This is a genomic window from Cupriavidus sp. DF5525, assembly GCF_040149425.2.
GTDB lineage: Bacteria > Pseudomonadota > Gammaproteobacteria > Burkholderiales > Burkholderiaceae > Cupriavidus > Cupriavidus pickettii_A.
Window position 1 is genome coordinate 3,820,816 of record NZ_CP168265.1, and the last position, 17,632, is coordinate 3,838,447.

The 17,632-nt window shown below is 67.1% G+C and carries 19 protein-coding genes; 11 read left to right on the forward strand and 8 right to left on the reverse strand.

The features are described 5' to 3' along the window. Positions 1-86: 86 nt before the first annotated feature. On the reverse strand, positions 87-1,337 hold the full coding sequence (gene icd / locus ABNX08_RS17840; RefSeq protein ID WP_349606300.1) for an NADP-dependent isocitrate dehydrogenase: 1,251 nt from the start codon (positions 1,335-1,337) through the stop codon (positions 87-89). Positions 1,338-1,600: 263 nt separating this feature from the next. Between icd and ABNX08_RS17845 the strand changes: the two genes are divergently transcribed. The 3 genes from ABNX08_RS17845 (at position 1,601) to ABNX08_RS17855 (ending at position 3,241) form a co-directional block, all read left to right on the forward strand. Continuing rightward, positions 1,601-2,266, forward strand: a complete 666-nt coding sequence (locus tag ABNX08_RS17845) for a pseudouridine synthase (RefSeq protein ID WP_022536481.1) — start codon at positions 1,601-1,603, stop codon at positions 2,264-2,266. A gap of 104 nt (positions 2,267-2,370) precedes the next feature. Beyond that, positions 2,371-2,568: a hypothetical protein gene (locus tag ABNX08_RS17850; protein WP_349606302.1), complete on the forward strand. Its 198-nt coding sequence runs from the start codon at positions 2,371-2,373 to the stop codon at positions 2,566-2,568. A 208-nt stretch (positions 2,569-2,776) separates the two neighbouring features. Further along, complete coding sequence (locus ABNX08_RS17855; protein WP_041681146.1) at positions 2,777-3,241, forward strand: DUF192 domain-containing protein; 465 nt, start codon at positions 2,777-2,779, stop codon at positions 3,239-3,241. Positions 3,242-3,280: 39 nt separating this feature from the next. Here the strand turns inward: ABNX08_RS17855 and ABNX08_RS17860 are convergent, their stop codons facing one another. Continuing rightward, positions 3,281-3,766, reverse strand: coding sequence for a YajQ family cyclic di-GMP-binding protein (locus ABNX08_RS17860; RefSeq protein WP_022536484.1), 486 nt, complete (start codon positions 3,764-3,766; stop codon positions 3,281-3,283). A gap of 133 nt (positions 3,767-3,899) precedes the next feature. Between ABNX08_RS17860 and murB the strand changes: the two genes are divergently transcribed. Next, complete coding sequence (gene murB, locus ABNX08_RS17865; RefSeq protein WP_022536485.1) at positions 3,900-4,910, forward strand: UDP-N-acetylmuramate dehydrogenase; 1,011 nt, start codon at positions 3,900-3,902, stop codon at positions 4,908-4,910. A 49-nt stretch (positions 4,911-4,959) separates the two neighbouring features. Here the strand turns inward: murB and ABNX08_RS17870 are convergent, their stop codons facing one another. Both ABNX08_RS17870 and argF read right to left on the reverse strand, forming a co-directional pair. Further along, complete coding sequence (locus ABNX08_RS17870) at positions 4,960-5,271, reverse strand: pyrimidine/purine nucleoside phosphorylase (RefSeq protein WP_010815007.1); 312 nt, start codon at positions 5,269-5,271, stop codon at positions 4,960-4,962. A gap of 76 nt (positions 5,272-5,347) precedes the next feature. Continuing rightward, on the reverse strand, positions 5,348-6,271 hold the full coding sequence (argF, locus tag ABNX08_RS17875) for an ornithine carbamoyltransferase (protein ID WP_022536487.1): 924 nt from the start codon (positions 6,269-6,271) through the stop codon (positions 5,348-5,350). 428 nt (positions 6,272-6,699) lie between these two features. Between argF and ABNX08_RS17880 the strand changes: the two genes are divergently transcribed. Then, complete coding sequence (locus tag ABNX08_RS17880; RefSeq protein ID WP_041681147.1) at positions 6,700-6,999, forward strand: DUF3579 domain-containing protein; 300 nt, start codon at positions 6,700-6,702, stop codon at positions 6,997-6,999. Between the two features lie 115 nt (positions 7,000-7,114). On the opposite strand, the gene rpsT is transcribed toward ABNX08_RS17880, so the two are convergent. Continuing rightward, positions 7,115-7,381, reverse strand: a complete 267-nt coding sequence (gene rpsT / locus ABNX08_RS17885; RefSeq protein ID WP_022536489.1) for a 30S ribosomal protein S20 — start codon at positions 7,379-7,381, stop codon at positions 7,115-7,117. Between the two features lie 372 nt (positions 7,382-7,753). Between rpsT and murJ the strand changes: the two genes are divergently transcribed. Further along, positions 7,754-9,304, forward strand: a complete 1,551-nt coding sequence (gene murJ, locus ABNX08_RS17890) for a murein biosynthesis integral membrane protein MurJ (RefSeq protein ID WP_041681148.1) — start codon at positions 7,754-7,756, stop codon at positions 9,302-9,304. Between the two features lie 52 nt (positions 9,305-9,356). Next, positions 9,357-10,205 (forward strand): SirB1 family protein, encoded by an 849-nt coding sequence (locus ABNX08_RS17895; protein WP_022536491.1) that lies wholly within the window; start codon positions 9,357-9,359, stop codon positions 10,203-10,205. Between the two features lie 27 nt (positions 10,206-10,232). On the opposite strand, the gene ABNX08_RS17900 is transcribed toward ABNX08_RS17895, so the two are convergent. Beyond that, positions 10,233-10,886, reverse strand: a complete 654-nt coding sequence (locus ABNX08_RS17900; protein ID WP_349606335.1) for a VTT domain-containing protein — start codon at positions 10,884-10,886, stop codon at positions 10,233-10,235. 144 nt (positions 10,887-11,030) lie between these two features. On the opposite strand from ABNX08_RS17900, the gene mutL reads away from it, so the two are divergent. From mutL to ABNX08_RS17920, 4 genes are all read left to right on the forward strand, one after another. Continuing rightward, entirely contained in the window at positions 11,031-13,028 is a 1,998-nt protein-coding gene (gene mutL / locus ABNX08_RS17905) for a DNA mismatch repair endonuclease MutL (protein WP_022536493.1), read from the forward strand. 36 nt (positions 13,029-13,064) lie between these two features. Next, positions 13,065-14,030 (forward strand): tRNA (adenosine(37)-N6)-dimethylallyltransferase MiaA, encoded by a 966-nt coding sequence (gene miaA / locus ABNX08_RS17910; protein WP_022536494.1) that lies wholly within the window; start codon positions 13,065-13,067, stop codon positions 14,028-14,030. Positions 14,031-14,098: 68 nt separating this feature from the next. Further along, positions 14,099-14,602: a GNAT family N-acetyltransferase gene (locus tag ABNX08_RS17915; protein ID WP_022536495.1), complete on the forward strand. Its 504-nt coding sequence runs from the start codon at positions 14,099-14,101 to the stop codon at positions 14,600-14,602. 108 nt (positions 14,603-14,710) lie between these two features. Then, a complete protein-coding gene (locus ABNX08_RS17920) occupies positions 14,711-15,457 on the forward strand; it encodes a GntR family transcriptional regulator (protein ID WP_022536496.1) in 747 nt (248 codons plus the stop codon). 22 nt (positions 15,458-15,479) lie between these two features. On the opposite strand, the gene ABNX08_RS17925 is transcribed toward ABNX08_RS17920, so the two are convergent. Further along, positions 15,480-16,223: an aspartate/glutamate racemase family protein gene (locus tag ABNX08_RS17925; protein WP_022536497.1), complete on the reverse strand. Its 744-nt coding sequence runs from the start codon at positions 16,221-16,223 to the stop codon at positions 15,480-15,482. Positions 16,224-16,228: 5 nt separating this feature from the next. After that, positions 16,229-17,623, reverse strand: a complete 1,395-nt coding sequence (locus tag ABNX08_RS17930; RefSeq protein ID WP_041681596.1) for an amidase — start codon at positions 17,621-17,623, stop codon at positions 16,229-16,231. Positions 17,624-17,632 lie beyond the last annotated feature (9 nt).

A 17,632-nucleotide genomic window follows, 5' to 3' on the forward strand; every position in this document is an offset into this window, starting at 1 on the left:
CCCGGCGCAAGAAGAAAACCCCGGCGCCTACCAGGCGGCGCCGGGGTTTTCCTTGGCAGGATGCCCGCCACAGCGGGAGTCCGCGCTTACATATTGTCGATCATCACCTGGCCGAAGCCGGAGCACGAGACCTGCGTCGCGCCTTCCAGCAGGCGTGCGAAATCATAGGTGACCTTTTTGGACAGGATCGACTTTTCCATCGACGCGATGATCAGGTCCGCGGCCTCGGTCCAGCCCATGTGGCGCAGCATCATTTCCGCCGACAGGATTTCCGAGCCCGGGTTGACGTAGTCCTTGCCGGCGTACTTGGGCGCGGTGCCGTGGGTGGCTTCGAACATGGCGACCGAGTCGGACATGTTGGCGCCCGGCGCGATGCCGATGCCGCCGACCTGCGCGGCCAGTGCGTCGGAGATGTAGTCGCCGTTCAGGTTCAGCGTGGCGATCACCGAATATTCAGCCGGACGCAGCAGGATCTGCTGCAGGAAGGCGTCGGCAATGGCGTCCTTGACCACGATGTCCTTGCCGGTCTTCGGGTTCTTGAACTTGCACCACGGGCCGCCGTCGACCAGCTCGGCGCCGAATTCCTTTTGCGCCAGCTCGTAGCCCCAGTCACGGAAGCCACCTTCGGTGAACTTCATGATGTTGCCCTTGTGCACCAGCGTCACCGACGGCTTGTCGTTGTCGATGGCGTACTGGATCGCCTTGCGCACCAGGCGCTCGGTGCCCTCGCGCGAGACCGGCTTGATGCCGATGCCCGAGGTCGCCGGAAAGCGGATCTTCTTCACACCCATCTCGTTCTGGAGGAAGTTGATGAGCTTTTTCGCCTGTTCGCTTTCCGCCGCCCACTCGATGCCGGCGTAGATGTCTTCCGAGTTCTCGCGGAAGATCACCATATCGGTCTTTTCCGGCTCGCGCACCGGTGAGGGCACGCCCTTGAAGTAGCGCACCGGGCGCAGGCAGACGTACAGGTCCAGCTGCTGGCGCAGCGCCACATTCAGCGAACGGATGCCGCCGCCCACCGGCGTGGTCAGCGGGCCCTTGATCGAGACCACGTAATCCTTGAGCACGTCCAGGGTTTCGTCCGGCAGCCACACGTCCGGCCCGTAGACCTTGGTCGACTTCTCGCCGGCATAGATCTCCATCCAGGCGATCTTGCGCTTGCCGCCGTAGGCCTTGTCCACGGCCGCGTCGACCACCTTGATCATCACCGGCGTGATATCGAGGCCCGTACCGTCGCCTTCGATGTAAGGAATGATCGGATTGTCCGGGACATTCAGCGAAAAGTCCTGGTTGACCGTGATCTTTTCACCGGCCGGAACCTTGATGTGTTGGTACATGACGTCTCCAGTGCGGAACGGTTGTGACTGCCGCCGGTGCGTGGCCGGGCGGCGAGATTCGGGAGATGGCGCTGGCAATTGTAGCCGGGCATCGTTGCGCGCCCGTGCTGCGCCGCACCACTTCAGCCTTGTTTCAGGCTGGTCTCAGTCTTATATAAGACACAAGACTAATTTCGTATTATGCAGCAATTTTTCATCATCCGCCAATCCTGGCGGGCCGATCCCGCCCGCTGCGGGGCACGGCTGCGGCATACTTGCGCCCCATGACCCTGATCGCCCTGAACAAGCCGTTCGGCACCATGAGCCAGTTTTCGGAACACCCGACGCGCCCGACGCTGGCCGCGTGCGTGACCGTGCCCGGCGTCTACCCCGCCGGGCGGCTCGATGCGGACAGCGAGGGACTGCTGCTGCTGACCGAGGACGGCGCGCTGCAGGCCCGCATCGCCGATCCGCGCCACAAGCTGGAGAAGACTTACCTGGCCCAGGTGGAAGGCATTGCCGACGCGGCCGCCCTCGCCCGCTTACGGGCCGGGGTTGACCTGGGCGACTTCGTGACGCAGCCGGCCACCGTGCGCGCGATCGACGCGCCCGAATGGCTGTGGCCGCGCCATCCGCCGGTGCGTTTTCGCGCCGCGATCCCGACCTCGTGGCTGGAACTGAAGATCCGCGAAGGCAAGAACCGGCAGGTCCGCCGCATGACCGCCGCGGTCGGCTTCCCGACGCTGCGGCTGGTACGGGTCGGCATCGGCCCGCTGGACCTGCGCACTCTCGGACTTGGGCCGGGGGAATCCTGCGAGGTCGATCCCGCCGTGTTGGGGCTGGGCACGCCCGCGGCGCCTCGCTCCCGTCCCGATCCCGCGCGCCGCCCCCATGTATCAACCACCAGACAGGCGAACGCCGCCAAGCGGCGTCCACGTTACAAAAGCTAACAAATCGAACGTCAACGCTGGCGACATCGGCCTCGTTCTTGTCAGGGACACGTCCAATCACGCGTCACAACTTCCGACTGTTCTTATCCTTCGAGGTAATCGTCATGAAAAAACTGATCGCTGCTCTGGTTGTTGGCCTGTTCGCCACCGGAGCCTTCGCCCAGGCTTCGGCACCCGCTGCCGCCGACGCTGCAGCGCCCGCGGCCACCAAGGAAGCACCGAAGACCGCCAAGAAGAAGACCAGCCACAAGAAGCACAGCAGCAAGAAGGCCGCCACCGCTTCGGCGCCGGCCGCGCAGTAAGCTGCGCCCCCCCTGCCGGCTGTTCGCATGGCAGGGAGCGAAAAAAAGGCAGGCCGCCGCCAGGCGCCTGCCTTTTTTGTTGCACACGGCGCCCGCCAGGAAAAGCCGCGCGGCACGCATCGGCTTGGCCGGCGTGCGCTATGCTTGCGGCTGCCTTTGTCTGCGCCAGTCACTGCGCCCGTCTGCGCGCCACTTCAGACCGAACACCATGTCCTTCCTGTCCAAGACGCTGTTGTCACGCTGCTTACCTGTTGCCGGCATGCTTGCCGCGCTGAGCGCGGGGATCGCCCATGCGCAGGCCGCACTGCCCGTGGTGCCGCTCACCGCCGGCATGTACGCGATCCAGGCTGAGGTCGCCGCCACGCCGGCGGCACGCGAGCAGGGGCTGATGTACCGCAAGAGCATGGCGCCCAACGCCGGCATGCTGTTCGTGTTCGAGCAGAAAGCGGGCCACTGCTTCTGGATGCGCAATACCGAACTGCCGCTGTCGATCGCCTTCCTGGCCGACGACGGCACCATCGTCAATATCGAGGACATGGCACCGCGCAGCGAGGACAATCATTGCCCGAAGGCGGCAATCCGCTATGCACTGGAGATGAACAAGGGATGGTTCGCGCAGAAGGGCCTCAAGGCCGGCGCGAAGATCGGCGGGCTGCCGCAGCCGCGGCAGTGAGCGATGCCGGCGCGGGCGCCGGCATCGGCGTCGCGCGACTCAGTCGCGGAAGTTGTTGAAGTCCAGCGGCGCCTCGGACACGTCCTTGCGCAGCATCGCGATCACGTTCTGGAGGTCGTCGCGCTTGGTGCCCGACACGCGCACCGCGTCGCCCTGGATGCTGGCCTGCACCTTGATCTTGCTGTCCTTGATCATGCGCACGATCTTCTTGGCCAGGTCGCCGGTCACGCCCTTCTTGATCGTGATTACCTGCTTGAGCTTGTCGCCGCTGATCTTGTCGGTCTTGCCGTAGTCCAGGAAGCGCACGTCCACGTTGCGCTTGGCCATCTTGCTGATCAGCACGTCCTTGACCTGGCCCAGCTTGAAATCGTCGTCGGCAAAGGCGGTCAGTTCGTTTTCCTTTTGCTCGACCCGGGCGTCCGAGCCCTTGAAATCGAAGCGGGTCGAGATTTCCTTGTTGGCCTGCTCGACAGCGTTCTTCACCTCGACCATGTTCGCTTCGCACACTACGTCAAACGACGGCATTGCATTCTCCTTGTGATCCATATGCACGGTGGCGGCCGCTGGCAATGGCGGCACTTCCGTATAATCCAGCCTACCTCGCAGTTCCGGGTCGCCTGCACACCACCAGCGGCGGCCGCGTCACCTTTCCTCTTGCATGGCAGATTTCCACGAATTCTATCCCCTGCGTCGCCACAATACATTCGGATTCGACGCGCGCGCGCGCTTTGCAGTGCACGTGCGCAGCGAGGCCGACCTGACGGCGGCACTGGCCGATCCGCGCGCCGCCGGCCTGCCGCTGGTGGTGCTTGGCGGTGGCAGCAACGTGGTGCTGACGCGCGACCTCGAGGCACTGGTGCTGTTGATGGAAATCCCCGGCTACCAGGGGGAAGATGCCGACGACGCATGGCTGGTCACCGCCGGCGCGGGCGAGAACTGGAACGCGCTGGTCAACCGCACCATCGCCGACGGCATGCCCGGCCTGGAAAACCTGGCGCTGATCCCCGGCACCGCGGGCGCCGCGCCGATCCAGAACATCGGCGCCTACGGGGTCGAGCTGCGCGAGCGCTTCGAAGGCGTACGCGCCTATGACCGCCACACCGGCGCATTCGTGTGGCTGGACCTGCGGGCCTGTGGCTTCGGCTACCGCGACAGCCTGTTCAAGCGCGTCGGCGCCGGCCGCTACATCATCACGGCGGTGACGCTGCGCCTGCGCAAGGCATGGCAGCCGGTGCTGTCGTATGGGGAACTGGCGCGCGAACTCGACGGACAGGCCGCGCCCGATGCGGCCATGGTGCGCGACGCCGTGGTCGCGATCCGCTCGCGCAAGCTGCCCGACCCCGCGCAAGTCGGCAATGCCGGCAGCTTCTTCAAGAACCCGCTGGTCAGCGCGGCACAGCGCGATGCCCTGTTGCAGGCCCATCCGGACCTGGTCAGCTACGCGCAGCTGGACGGGAGCTACAAGCTGGCTGCTGGCTGGCTGATCGACCGCTGCGGCTTCAAGGGTGTCAGCGACGGCCCGGTCGGTGTCTACGGCAAGCAGGCCCTGGTGCTGGTGCACCACGGCGGCGGTACCGGCGCGATGCTGCTGGCGCTGGCCAATCGCATCGCCGATACCGTCGAGGCCCGTTTCGGCGTACGCATCGAGCCCGAGCCGGTAGTGCTCTGAAGCGCCGCGGCTTCGGCGATCAGTCGCGCGGTCAGGCGCTCAGTCAGAGTCAGGCGAAGTGGCAGACGTAGTCCAGCGTCTCCTGCACCTCGATATCGAAGCTGCTGTTGCCCGGCACGCTGAACTGCTGGCCGGCGCCATAGGTCTGCCAGTCTTCCGAACCGGCCAGGCGCACGCGGCAGGTGCCGGCGTTGATTTCCATGATTTCCGGCGCGCCGGTATTGAAGGTCAGCGCGGCCGGGAAGATCACGCCCAGCGTCTTGCGGGTGCCGTCCGGGAACAGCACGGTGTGGCTCACGCACTTGCCGTCGAAATACAGGTTGGCTTTCTTGACGACCGACACGTTGTCGAACTGGCTCATTTCCATCTCCTGGCTTTGTCTTAAGACGTAAAAAGAGGGGCCATCGCGGCCCCTCCCCTGTTCACCCCGCGCGCGCTCAGTAGCGGCCGCAGAGCAGGTATTCCATCAGCGCCTTCTGCACGTGCAGGCGGTTCTCCGCCTCGTCCCAGACCACGCTCTTGGGGCCGTCGATCACGGCGGCCTCGACTTCCTCGCCGCGGTGCGCTGGCAGGCAGTGCATGAAGAGCGCGTCGGGCTCGGCGCGGTCCATCATCGCGGTGGTGACCATCCAGTCCTTGAAAGCGCGCTTGCGGGCGTCGTTCTCCGCCTCGAAGCCCATGCTGGTCCAGACATCGGTGGTGACCAGGCTCGCGCCCTGGCAGGCGGCGAGCGGATCGTCAAAGACCTTGACCAGCCCGGCGGCGGACGCCGGCACCATGGCCGGATCGAGCTGGTAGCCCGGCGGCGCCGAGAAATGGAAGGTGAAGCCCAGCCGTTCGGCCGCCTGGATCCAGGTGTAGGCCATGTTGTTGGCATCGCCGATCCACGCCACGGTCTTGCCGCGGATGCTGCCACGCTGCTCGATATAGGTGAAGATGTCGGCCAGCACCTGGCACGGGTGGTATTCGTTGGTCAGGCCATTGATCACCGGCACGCGCGAATGCGCGGCAAAGCGGTCGATGATGTCCTGGCCGAAGGTGCGGATCATGATGATGTCGACCATGCGCGAGATCACCTGCGCCGCATCCTCGATCGGCTCGCCGCGGCCCAGTTGCGAGTCGCGCGTGTTCAGGAACACAGCATGACCGCCGAGCTGGTGGATGCCGGCCTCGAACGACAGGCGCGTACGCGTGGAATTCTTCTCGAAGATCATGGCCAGCGTGCGGTCGTGCAGCGGGTGCCAGGTCTCGTAGTTCTTGAACTTGGCCTTCAGGATCCGCGCGCGATCCAGCAGGTACTCGTACTCGTCGGGAGTGAAGTCGCTGAACTGGAGGTAATGCTTGATCGGGGTTGAGCTCATAAAACAAAGAAGGCGGCTCGGTGGGGACGCGCCGTCATGAAGTGTTCATGACCCAAGCGCGCCGCGGAGCCGCCTTTTCGCGTCGCATACGCAATTTAACTGCAGGAATCATAAGGGATTATTTCTGCTTTGGCGAGCCCGGGACAACCCGCCCCGATTGACGCGCCCCGCTCGTTGACAGGTTCCTGACAGGATTTCGCCCTTATGCGCAACTCTTATATAAGATATAATACCTGCTGATTCACGCGGGGCCCGGCATACCCATGCCGCTGCCCGCCGCCGGCATCAAAAGTGCCCCCGCAGAGACCGACGCCCCGCCTTCCCGGCTGGAAAAAGCGCGAACCAAACGCGCACCGGCCGCGTCAAACGGGCGCCCGTTCCGCGGGTTTACCGTCGAGTCTTCAGCCCCACCCGCAGTCTCCAGCCTCATGAACCCCAACGTTCGCGAATACTTTATCCAAGGCATTACCAAGGAAGGCAAGACCTTCCGCCCGAGCGACTGGGCTGAACGGCTGTGCGGCGTGATGGCGCAGTTCCGCCCCGAGGGCGACACCGGCGATCCCCGCCTGACCTACTCCCCCTATGTGCGCCCGATCTTCGCCGGCAACGTCAAGTGCGTGGTGGTGGATGCGCGACTGCGCGACATTGAACCCAAGGCGCTGGACTTCGTGCTGAATTTCGCGCGCGACAACAACCTGCAGATGGTCGAGGCCTGCTCGCTGGAATAAGCAGCACAGCGGAGCAACAGAAAAACAAAAAAGCTCGTCGGATGACGAGCTTTTTTGTTGACTGATGCCTGGGCACCCGCCGGTGCTGGACCGCCTCAGCGGCCCGGAGCAGCTATCAGACAGCCATGGCCTTGATGGCAGCCGACAGGCGCGACTTGTGACGGGCGGCCTTGTTCTTGTGCACGATCTTCTTGTCGGCGATGCTGTCGATCACGGCTTGCGAGTTCTTGAAGATCTCGGCAGCAGCAGCCTTGTCGCCGGCGTCGATGGCCTTGCGGACCGCCTTGACGGCGGTGCGCAGACGCGAGCGCAGGCTGGAGTTGTGAGCGTTCTGTGCAACGGCCTGGCGGGCGCGCTTGCGAGCTTGTGCGGAATTTGCCATTTCGAAAATATCCTGAATTCAGATGCGTGCCGCGGGGGACACAACAATTAAGTCATATCGAGCGACCCGGGATGCACTGACACACGAATCCGGAACGCAACTGTCCTTGTGAATCGGCAATTATACACAGATGCTGACGCGCCACGCAACACCGCCGAGACTTTGCCGCCTCAGGGCGGGCCGGGCGTCGGACCGATCCGTATAATATGCGCCACATCACGCCGGTGCGCGTGGCGCGCGGGCAACTTTGCCGCCCGGCGCGCGTCTGAGAGGCGTCCGCGGCGCCTGACGCGCGGCGCTGCCGCCCTTCTCGGCCCGCCTGCGCCCGACCGGGGCCTGCACCGATCCACCCGTCCCGCATCGACCCTCACCTTGAACCTGCTCAAAGCGCTCGCCACCATCAGCAGCCTGACGATGCTCTCGCGCATCACCGGCCTCGTGCGCGAGATCCTGATCGCCCGCGCCTTCGGCGCGTCGGAGATGACCGACGCGTTCAACGTGGCCTTCCGCATCCCCAACCTGCTGCGCCGCATCTTCGGCGAAGGCGCATTCTCGCAGGCCTTCGTGCCGATCCTGGGCGAGTATCACGCCAAGCGCGGCGACGCGCCGACCAAGGCGCTGATCGACTCGGTCGCCACGGTCATGACCTGGGTGCTGATGGGCGTGTCCCTGCTCGGCGTGATCGGGGCGCCGCTGGTGATGACGGTGGTGGCCACGGGCTTCCGCGGGCAAAGCGAGACCTATACCGCCGCGGTGTTCATGACGCGAGTGATGTTCCCCTATATCGGGCTGATCTCGCTGGTGGCGCTGGCCTCGGGCATCCTCAACACCTGGCGCAAGTTCGCCGTACCGGCGTTCACGCCGGTGCTGCTGAACCTGTGCCTGATCGTCGCGGCGCTGTTCGTCGGCCCGCATATGGACCAGCCCATCTACGCGCAGGCCTGGGGCGTACTGATCGGCGGCGTGCTGCAGCTGGCGATCCAGGTGCCGGCGCTGCGGCGCCTGGGCGTGATGCCGCGCCTTGGCTTCAACCTGCGCGCGGCCTGGTCGGACGAAGGCGTGCGCCGCATTCTGCGCCAGATGGGGCCGGCGCTGCTGGCGGTGTCGGTAGCGCAGGTGAGCCAGATCATCAACACCAATATCGCCTCGCGGCTGGTGGCGGGCAGCGTCTCTTACCTGACGTATGCCGATCGCCTGATGGAGTTCCCGACCGCACTTCTAGGCGTAGCGTTGGGCACGATCCTGCTGCCCAGCCTGTCCAAAGCGAACGCGAGCGGGGATCACGCCGAGTACTCCGGCCTGCTCGACTGGGGCCTGCGGCTGACCTTCCTGCTGGCGGTGCCGTGCGCGGTGGGGCTGTTCGTGTTCGGCGCGCCGCTGACGGCGGTGCTGTTCAATTACGGCAAGTTCGACGCGCACGCGGTCGAGATGACGCGCCAGGCGCTGGTGTCGTATGGCACCGGCCTGCTCGGGCTGATCGCCATCAAGATCCTGGCGCCGGGCTTCTATGCGCGCCAGGACATCCGCACGCCGGTCAAGATCGCGGTGCTGGTGCTGGTCGTCACGCAGGCGTGCAACGTTGCGTTTGTGCCGTGGATCGGCCACGCGGGCCTGGCGCTGTCGATCAGTGCCGGCGCCACCCTCAACGCGCTGCTGCTGTTCTTCGGGCTGCGCCGGCGCGGCCTGTACAAGCCGGCGCCGGGCTGGTGGCTGTTCCTGGCGCAGCTTACGACCTCGGTGCTGCTGCTGTCCGGCATGCTGCTCTGGTTCACGCGCAACTTCGACTGGATCGGCCTGGGCGCCACGCCGCTCTTGCGCATCGCGCTGCTGGCTTCCTGCCTGGTACTTGCAGCGGTGGTCTACTTCGGTACACTGTGGCTCATGGGACTTCGCTTCTCCGCCTTCAGGCGGCGCGCCGGCTAGCCGTGGTGACCCACGCTGCGCGCGGCACCGACGGCTGCACCGGGAAACCGATATGACTTCCACCAAAGTCCTGGATTACTTCGCCAGCCTCGTGGCGGACGAGAACGGCATCCCGCTGACCGAAACCGCGCTGTCCATCGCGCAGGACGCCTACCCCGACCTGGACCTGCAGGCCGAGCTGGCGGCGCTGGACGTGCTGGCGCTGCGCCTGAAACGCCGGATCGCCGAAGGCACCCCCGCGATCCAGCGGCTGCGCCTGCTGAACCATTTCTTCTATCGCGACCTGGGCTTCGGCCCGAACGCGAACGACTACTACGATCCCGACAACTCCTACCTGAACGTGGTGGTGCGCCAGCGGCGCGGCATCCCGATCTCGCTCGCGGTCCTCTTTATTGAGCTGGGCCAGCAGATCGGCCTGCCGCTCAAGGGGGTGTCGTTCCCCAACCACTTCCTGCTGCGCATGACGATCCCGGCCGGCGAAGTGGTGCTGGACCCTCTTACCGGGGAAACCCTGTCGAAGGAACAACTGCAGGAAATGCTGGATCCGTACCTGGAGCGCGAGGGCATCACCGATGCCAGCCAGGTACCGCTGGGCCTGTTCCTGCGCGCGGCCAGCCACCGCGAGATCGTCGCGCGCATGCTGCGCAACCTGAAGGCGATCTACCTGCAGGAGTCGCGCTGGCAGCGGTTGCTGGCAGTGCAGAACCGACTGGTGATCCTGCTGCCGGGATCGATCGAGGAAGTGCGCGACCGGGGGTTGGCGTACGCCAACCTGGAGTGCTTCCGTCCCGCGCTGGCCGACCTGGAAGCCTATGTCCTGGCCCGGCCGGATGCGGCCGATATCGGCCAGATCCGCGAGCGCATGCCCGCGCTGCGGATGATGAGCCGCAGCCTCAACTGAAGAGGCCGCGGCAAGACGGCAACGGTCTCAGCGCTCGACGCGCGAAGGCCGGCGGCGATTGCCGCGCACCAGCTTCCACAGCCCGCCCAGCACCAGCGGCACCACTGCCGCGCCGATGCCGGCCAGCACGATCAGGTTCAGGTACTGGCGGATAAACGGCAGGTTGCCGAAGAAGTAGCCGGCGAACACCAGGCCCACCACCCAGGCCACGGCGCCGACCACGTTGAACATCTGGAAGCGCGCAAAGGTCATCTGCGACACCCCCGCCACGAACGGCGCGAAGGTACGCACGATCGGCACGAAGCGCGCGAGCACCAGCGTCTTGCCACCATGCCGCTCGTAGAAATCATGGGTGCGGCGCAGCGCATCCTGGTCCAGGAAGCGCCACTGGTGCTCGAACACCTTGGGGCCGATCCAGCTCCCCACCATGTAGTTGACGGTATTGCCCGTGATCGCGGCCGTCAGCAGCAGGCCGATCAGCGCCCACTCGTTCATCGCGCCGGTTGCACAGAAGGCGCCCGCGATAAACAGCAGCGAGTCGCCCGGCAGGAACGGCACCACCACCAGCCCGGTTTCCGCGAACACGATCAGGAAAAGGATGGCATAGACCCAGTGGCCGTACTGGTCGATGACCGTGCCCAGGTATTTGTCGACGTGCACCAGCATGTCGATGAGCTGCAAAGCGAGATCCAAGTCGTTCCCCGTTATGTTGGTTAGTGTGGCCGATTCCTTGGCCTGAATCATACAAGAGCCGCCACGCGGATCCGCCACCTTTGGCACCCCTGCGCCACCGACTCTGCGCGGACGGCCACGTATAATCGCCGGATGCCAGACACCGCCTCCCGCACCGACCTTCCCACCGCCTTGCGCACCACCCAGCTGCCGCGCCCGATCCGGCCGCTGCCGGACCAGCTCATCAGCCAGATTGCCGCCGGTGAAGTGGTGGAACGCCCGGCCTCGGTGGTCAAGGAGCTGCTCGAAAACGCACTCGATGCCGGCGCCACGCAGCTTGGCATCCGGCTGGAGGAAGGCGGCGTGCGGCGCATCGTCATCACCGACAACGGCTGCGGCATCCCTGCCGCCGAGTTGCCGGTGGCGCTGATGCGTCACGCCACCAGCAAGATTGCCTCGCTCGATGAGCTGGAATCGGTGCTGACGCTGGGCTTCCGCGGCGAGGCGCTGGCCTCGATCGCGTCGGTTTCCCAGCTGGCGCTGACCAGCCGGACCGCGGCCGATGCCCATGCCACGCAGGTCAGTGCCGATACCGGCACGGTGCAACCCGCTTCCGGCGGGGTCGGCACCACGGTCGACGTGCAGCACCTCTACTTCAACACGCCGGCGCGCCGAAAGTTCCTCAAATCGGAACAAACCGAACTGGGCCATTGCCTGGAGATGGTCCGGCGCGTGGCGCTGGCGCGGCCCGACGTGACCATCTCGGTCCACCACAACGGCAAGCCGCTGGAGCACTGGAACGCCGGCGACGTCGCCACCCGTACCGCGCAGGTGCTGGGCAGCGACTTTGCCAAGGCGCGGCTACCGCTGGACGAGCAGGCCGACACGCTGCACCTGTACGGTTTTGCCGGCCTGCCCACTGCCTCGCGCGGGCGCCCGGACCAGCAGTACTTCTTTGTCAACGGCCGCTTCGTGCGCGACAAGCTGCTCAACCACGCGGTGCGCAGCGCCTACCAGGACGTGCTGCACGGCGACCGCTTCCCCTCCTATGTGGTTTGCCTGGACCTGCCGCCGGAGATGGTCGACGTCAACGTGCACCCGTCCAAGATCGAAGTGCGCTTTCGCGAATCGCGCGCCGTGCACCAGTTTGTCTATCACGCGGTGCAGCGCTGCCTGGCGCGGCAGGCCGGCGAGAACGGCGACAGCTTGCACACCGACAGCGACGGCGAGATAAGCGAGCCGCCGGGCGGTTTCGCTCCTGCCGGCGCACGCGATGCCCGGCCCGGCTACTCGGGCGGTAGCGGTGGCGGCCAGTGGATCAACTACTCGGCGGCACGCCAGACCGAACTCGGCATCGCCCAGCCGCGCCAGGCCTACCTGGGCATGGTGCGCGATGCCACGGCGCCGGCCGCACGTCCGTATGGCGCGTTCCCTGGCGCCTCGGCGCAGCCCCCGGCCTGGCTTGCCGATGCGCAAGCGGCGCGAGCCGACGATCCGCCCAGCCTGCTGGACCGGTTGCCGCCCGCGGGGCGCAGCGATCCGGGCGCGCCGGAAGATGCCCCCGACGACCACCCGCTCGGCTACGCCATCGCCCAGCTGCACGGCATCTACGTGCTGGCGCAGAATGCGCGTGGCCTGGTGCTGGTGGACATGCACGCCGCACACGAACGCATCCTGTACGAGCAGATCAAGGCCGGCCTGGACGCGCGCGACCTGGCCGTGCAGCCGCTGCTGATCCCGGTCACGCTGCCCGCCAGCCCGATCGAGATCGGCGTGGCCGAGGAACACCAGGGGACGCTGACGCTGCTCGGCTTCGATATCGCGCCGGTGTCGCCCACCACGCTGGCGGTTCGCGCCGTGCCCGCGCTGCTGCAACAGGCCGATGCCGAGGCGCTGGCGCGCGACGTGCTGCGCGACCTGCACGCCTTTGGCGGCTCGCGCGTGCTGGCCGAGCGGCGCAATGAGCTGCTGGCCACGCTGGCCTGCCACAGCGCGGTGCGCGCCAACCGCAAGCTCACCGTCGAGGAAATGAACGCGCTGCTGCGCCAGATGGAGCAGACCGAGCGCGCCGACCAGTGCAACCACGGCCGCCCCACCTGGGTGCAACTGACCGTGACCGAGCTGGACCGGCTGTTCCTGCGCGGGCAGTAAGCCGCCTGCCACGCCCTCTCAAACACACCCCATTCGATGTCCGCCGTACCCCAAGATCCCGCCACGCATCCGCCCGTGGTCTGCCTGCTCGGCCCCACCGCCTCCGGCAAGACCGCGGCCGCGCTAGCGCTGGCCGCCGAGGCGCCGGTGGAGATCATCAGCCTGGACTCGGCACTGGTGTATCGCGAGATGGATATCGGCACGGCCAAGCCCACGCGCGAAGAACTGGCCGCCGCGCCGCACCACCTGATCGACATCATCGACCCGGCCAACAGCTACTCGGCCGCGCAATTCGTCACCGATGCCGAACGCCTGATTGGCGAGATCCGCGCCCGCGGCCATGTGCCGCTGATCGTCGGCGGCACCATGCTCTACTACAAAGCGCTGACGCAGGGCCTCAACGACCTGCCGCAGGCCGACGCCGCGCTGCGCGCGGAGCTGGACCAGCTCGCCGCCGAGCGCGGCTGGCCGGCACTGCATGCGATGCTGGCGGAGGTCGACCCGGTCACCGCGGCGCGGCTCGCGCCCAACGATGCGCAGCGCATCCAGCGCGCGCTGGAGATCCACCGCCTGTCGGGCCAGCCGATGTCGGCGCTGCTGGCGCGCCAGGCCGAAGGCCGCACCTTTGCCGGCGCGGCGGACCAGCGCTACCGCGTGATCGCGCTGGAGCCGTCGGACCGGCTGGCGCTGCATGCGCGCATCGCCCAGCGCTATGACGCGATGCTGGCCGGCGGCTTTATCGAAGAAGTCGAGCGGCTGCGCGCCCGCGGCGACCTGCATCCGGGGCTGCCGTCGATCCGCTGCGTGGGCTACCGGCAGGTGTGGGAATACCTGGATGGCGAATCCGACTTTGCCACCATGCGCGAGCGCGGCATCGCCGCCACGCGCCAGCTGTGCAAGCGGCAACTGACGTGGCTGCGCAGCACGCCCGAGCGGCTGGTGGTGGACTGCCTGGCGCCCGGCTACGTGGACCAGGTGCGCAGGCTGGCAGACCTCCATTGACGGCGATGCAAGCCGAGTGATGCTCAGGCGATAATCGCAGTCTGTTCACTGCTGCGCAAACACCGAGCATGTCCAAGCCCGCCTTCACCATCCGCCCCGCCACCGCCGCTGACAGCGAAACGCTGTTCAACCTGATCCTGGCCCTGGCCGAGTACGAGAAGCTGACCCATATCGTCGAAGCCACGCCGCAGAAAATCCAGGACGCGCTCTTCGGCGCCACGCCGCATGCCGAGGCCGTGCTGGTCGAAGTCGAGTCCGAAGGCGGCCGCCAGGCGGTGGGCTTCGCCCTCTTCTTCCACAACTTCTCGACCTTCCTGGCCAAGCCCGGCCTGTACCTGGAAGACCTGTACGTCGACCCGGCCTGGCGCGGCTATGGCCTGGGCAAGGCGCTGCTCAAGCACCTGGCCGCGCTGGCGGTCGCGCGCGGCTGCGGCCGCTTCGAATGGTCGGTGCTGGACTGGAACCAGCCGTCGATCGACTTCTACCAGGCCATGGGCGCCGACGTGCTGCCCGACTGGCGCATCTGCCGTATGACGGGCGAAGCGCTGGCGAAGCTGGGCACTGCAAAGTAATACGGCGCGCAGCAACCGGTCCACCGCCGGTGTTATACACTTGACGGCATGCCGCCATACAATAGTGGCACCGAATGTCTTTTTTCCGGGCCGTCAACGCTAACCGCCATGCCACGAACCAAAGCCGACCAACCCCCCGTTGCTGTCTCCGACGGTGCGAATGAAACCGACGCAGACAATGCGCGCGGCGCGTCGGTGGAGGAAATCGCCGACCGCATCCTGACCGCGATCTGGGAGCACCGGCTGCCCCCGGGCACCAAGCTGGTCGAGGAAAAGCTGGGCGGCGTGTTCGGCGTGAGCCGCACCAAGGTACGGCTGGCCTTCGGCAAGCTGGCGCATGAGGGCGTGCTGACGGTGCATCCCAACCGCGGCACCTTCGTCTCCAGCCCGAGCGTGGCCGAAGCGCGCCAGGTGCTGCACTCGCGCCGCCTGCTGGAGCCCGCGCTGGTGCGCGACCTGGCCGGCGCGATCGGCAAGCCCGGGCTGCGCGCGCTGCGCGACACCACGCGCGAGGAAGCGCAGGCGCGCGACAGCAACGACCGGCGCGCCATCATCCGGCTCTCGGGCGAATTCCACTGCCGGCTGGCGGAAATGACGGGCAACCAGTACCTGGGCAAGTACATGCGCGAGCTGTGCTCGCTGACCTGCCTGATCATCGCGCTCTATGACGCGCCGGGCGTGCCGTCATGCCCGCACCATGAACACGACGATATCGTCGATGCGCTGGAGGCCGGCGACGGGGATCGCGCCGCGCAGCTGATGGCCGAGCATCTCGAGCATGTCGAGAGCACGCTGCGGCTGCAGGCGCCGGACGAGGAAAAGGTCGACCTGGAAGCGGTGTTCGCCGCGGTCTGAGCCGCGGCCAGTGGGAAGGCGCTTAGCGGTGCTCGATGCGCGCCGCCAACGCGTCCGGCAAACCCAGCGTGGGCTTGGCATCCGGGCGCCGGAACGTGCCCGCGGTAGCCTTGCGCGGCTGCAGCGCGACCAGCGCCTCGGCCTGCTTGACGGCGGCGGCCATCTGGTCGACCACCGGCACCGGGATGCGGTCGCGCACGCGCGCGGCCAGGCCCGCCAGCGGTGCGCCCGCCAGGATCACCACGTCGGCCTCATCCTCCACCACCGCGCGGTTGGCCAGTTCCACCAGCACCGCCTCCTTCTCCTCCTGCACGTCCGACACTGAGGCAAAGCTGCCGTCGAGCATGCGGATGCCGGCCAGCCGGCCGCGCAGGCCGTGCATGTCCACGCACTCCTCGTACCAGGGCCCGAGCGCCCGCGCGAAGGTGACGATGGCAAAGCGCCGCCCCAGCATGCAGGCCGACAGCATGGCCGCCTCGGCCATGCCTACCACCGGCAGGTCGAACAGTTCGCGCGCGCCCATCAGGCCGGGGTCGCCGAAGGCGGCGATGATGGCGGCGTCGAACTGGCCGTGGTGCTCGGCCAGCATTTCCAGCGCGATGGCGCCGCCGATCTGGGCCTCGGCACGCGTGGCGATATAGGGGACGCCGCGGCTGGCGGTCAGCGGCACCAGTTCGGTACCGGGCGCAGCCACGGCGGTGGCGGCGTGCATCAGCCGATCGGTGATGCCCTCGCTGGTATTGGGGTTGAGAACGAGGATTCGCATATCGGTTATCCGGCAGGATTGAGCAGCGGCGCCAGCAGGCTTTCGGCCAGCCGGGCGGCGGCCAGCACGCTGCGGTCGGCGCCGCGCGGGCCGGCGATCTGCAGGCCCACCGGCAGGCCGTCGCGGCCGCTGCCGCAAGGCACCGAGATCGCCGGTGCCAGCGCGTGGTTGAAGAATGGGGTGAACACCGCGTGGGCGCGCGGTTCCACCGCGACGCCGCCGATGCGTTCCGGCCCGAGCCGGTCGTTGCGCCAGGCCACGCATGGCGTGGTCGGGCACAGCAGCAGGTCGTAGCGGGTAAAGAACCCGGCCACCGTGAGCGCGATCTGGTGGCTGGCTTCGCGGGCACGCGCCACGTCGGCGCCGCTCCAGGCCAGCCCGCGTTCGATCTGGCGCGCGATATCGGGATCGAACACATCGGGGTCGCGGCGCCATGGCTCGCCATAGAGATTGGCCAGGCCCACGTGCTGCAGCGGCATCAGCGCGGCCTCGTCGGCGCCGGCGGGCCATACCGGGTCGGCGCGCTCGACGCTCAGGCCGGCCGCCTGCAGCCGGGCCACGGCCTGCTCGAACGCCTGCGCGACATCGTCGTCGACCGGCGTATCCAGGCCCAGGCGCGGGCTGATCGCGATCCTCAGCGTATGCAGCGGCCGCGCGGCGCCCGGCGTGAACCCGAGCGTATCGGGATCGCGCGCATCGGCACCGGCCAGCACCTCGAACATCAGCTCCGCATCGGCCACCGTGCGCGTGATCGGCGCGATCACCTGGATGCCGTTGAAGGCATGGGGAAAGCCGACCGAGTCGGGGATCGCGCCGTAGGAAGGCTTGAAGCCGACCACGCCGGCATGCGCGGGCGGGCGCCGGCTGGAGCCGCCGCCATCGGTGCCCAGCGCCAGCGGCGCCATGCCGGCGGCCACCGCCACCGCGCAGCCGCCCGACGAACCGCCGGCGGTGAGCGTGGCATCGAGAGGATGGTGCGTCAGGCCATAGACCTTGTTGGTGGTCAGGCCCTTGCAGGCGAACTCGGAGGTATTGCCCATGCCGAGCACGATCGCGCCCGCCTGGCGCAGGCGCTCGACGGCAATGGCATCGGCCGGCGCGACAAAGTCGCGGTACAGCTGCGAGCCCTGCGTGACGCGGCGGCCCTGGCTCCAGATCACGTCCTTGACGATCACCGGCACGCCTGCCAGCAGCGGGCGTTCGCCCTGTGCCAGGCGCGCGCGCAGTTGCGCGAGGTCGGCGTCGACCAGGTCCTGGCGTTGTTCGAAGACGGCGTTCAACTGGTCGTTGCGCGCCGCGATGCGGGCCTGGAAGGCAGCAACCACCTCGGCGGGGTCGAGGCGGCCGGCGACAACGCGGCCCGCGATGGTGGCGGCGTCCAGGCGGTTGGTGAGTTCCATATTGGCAGT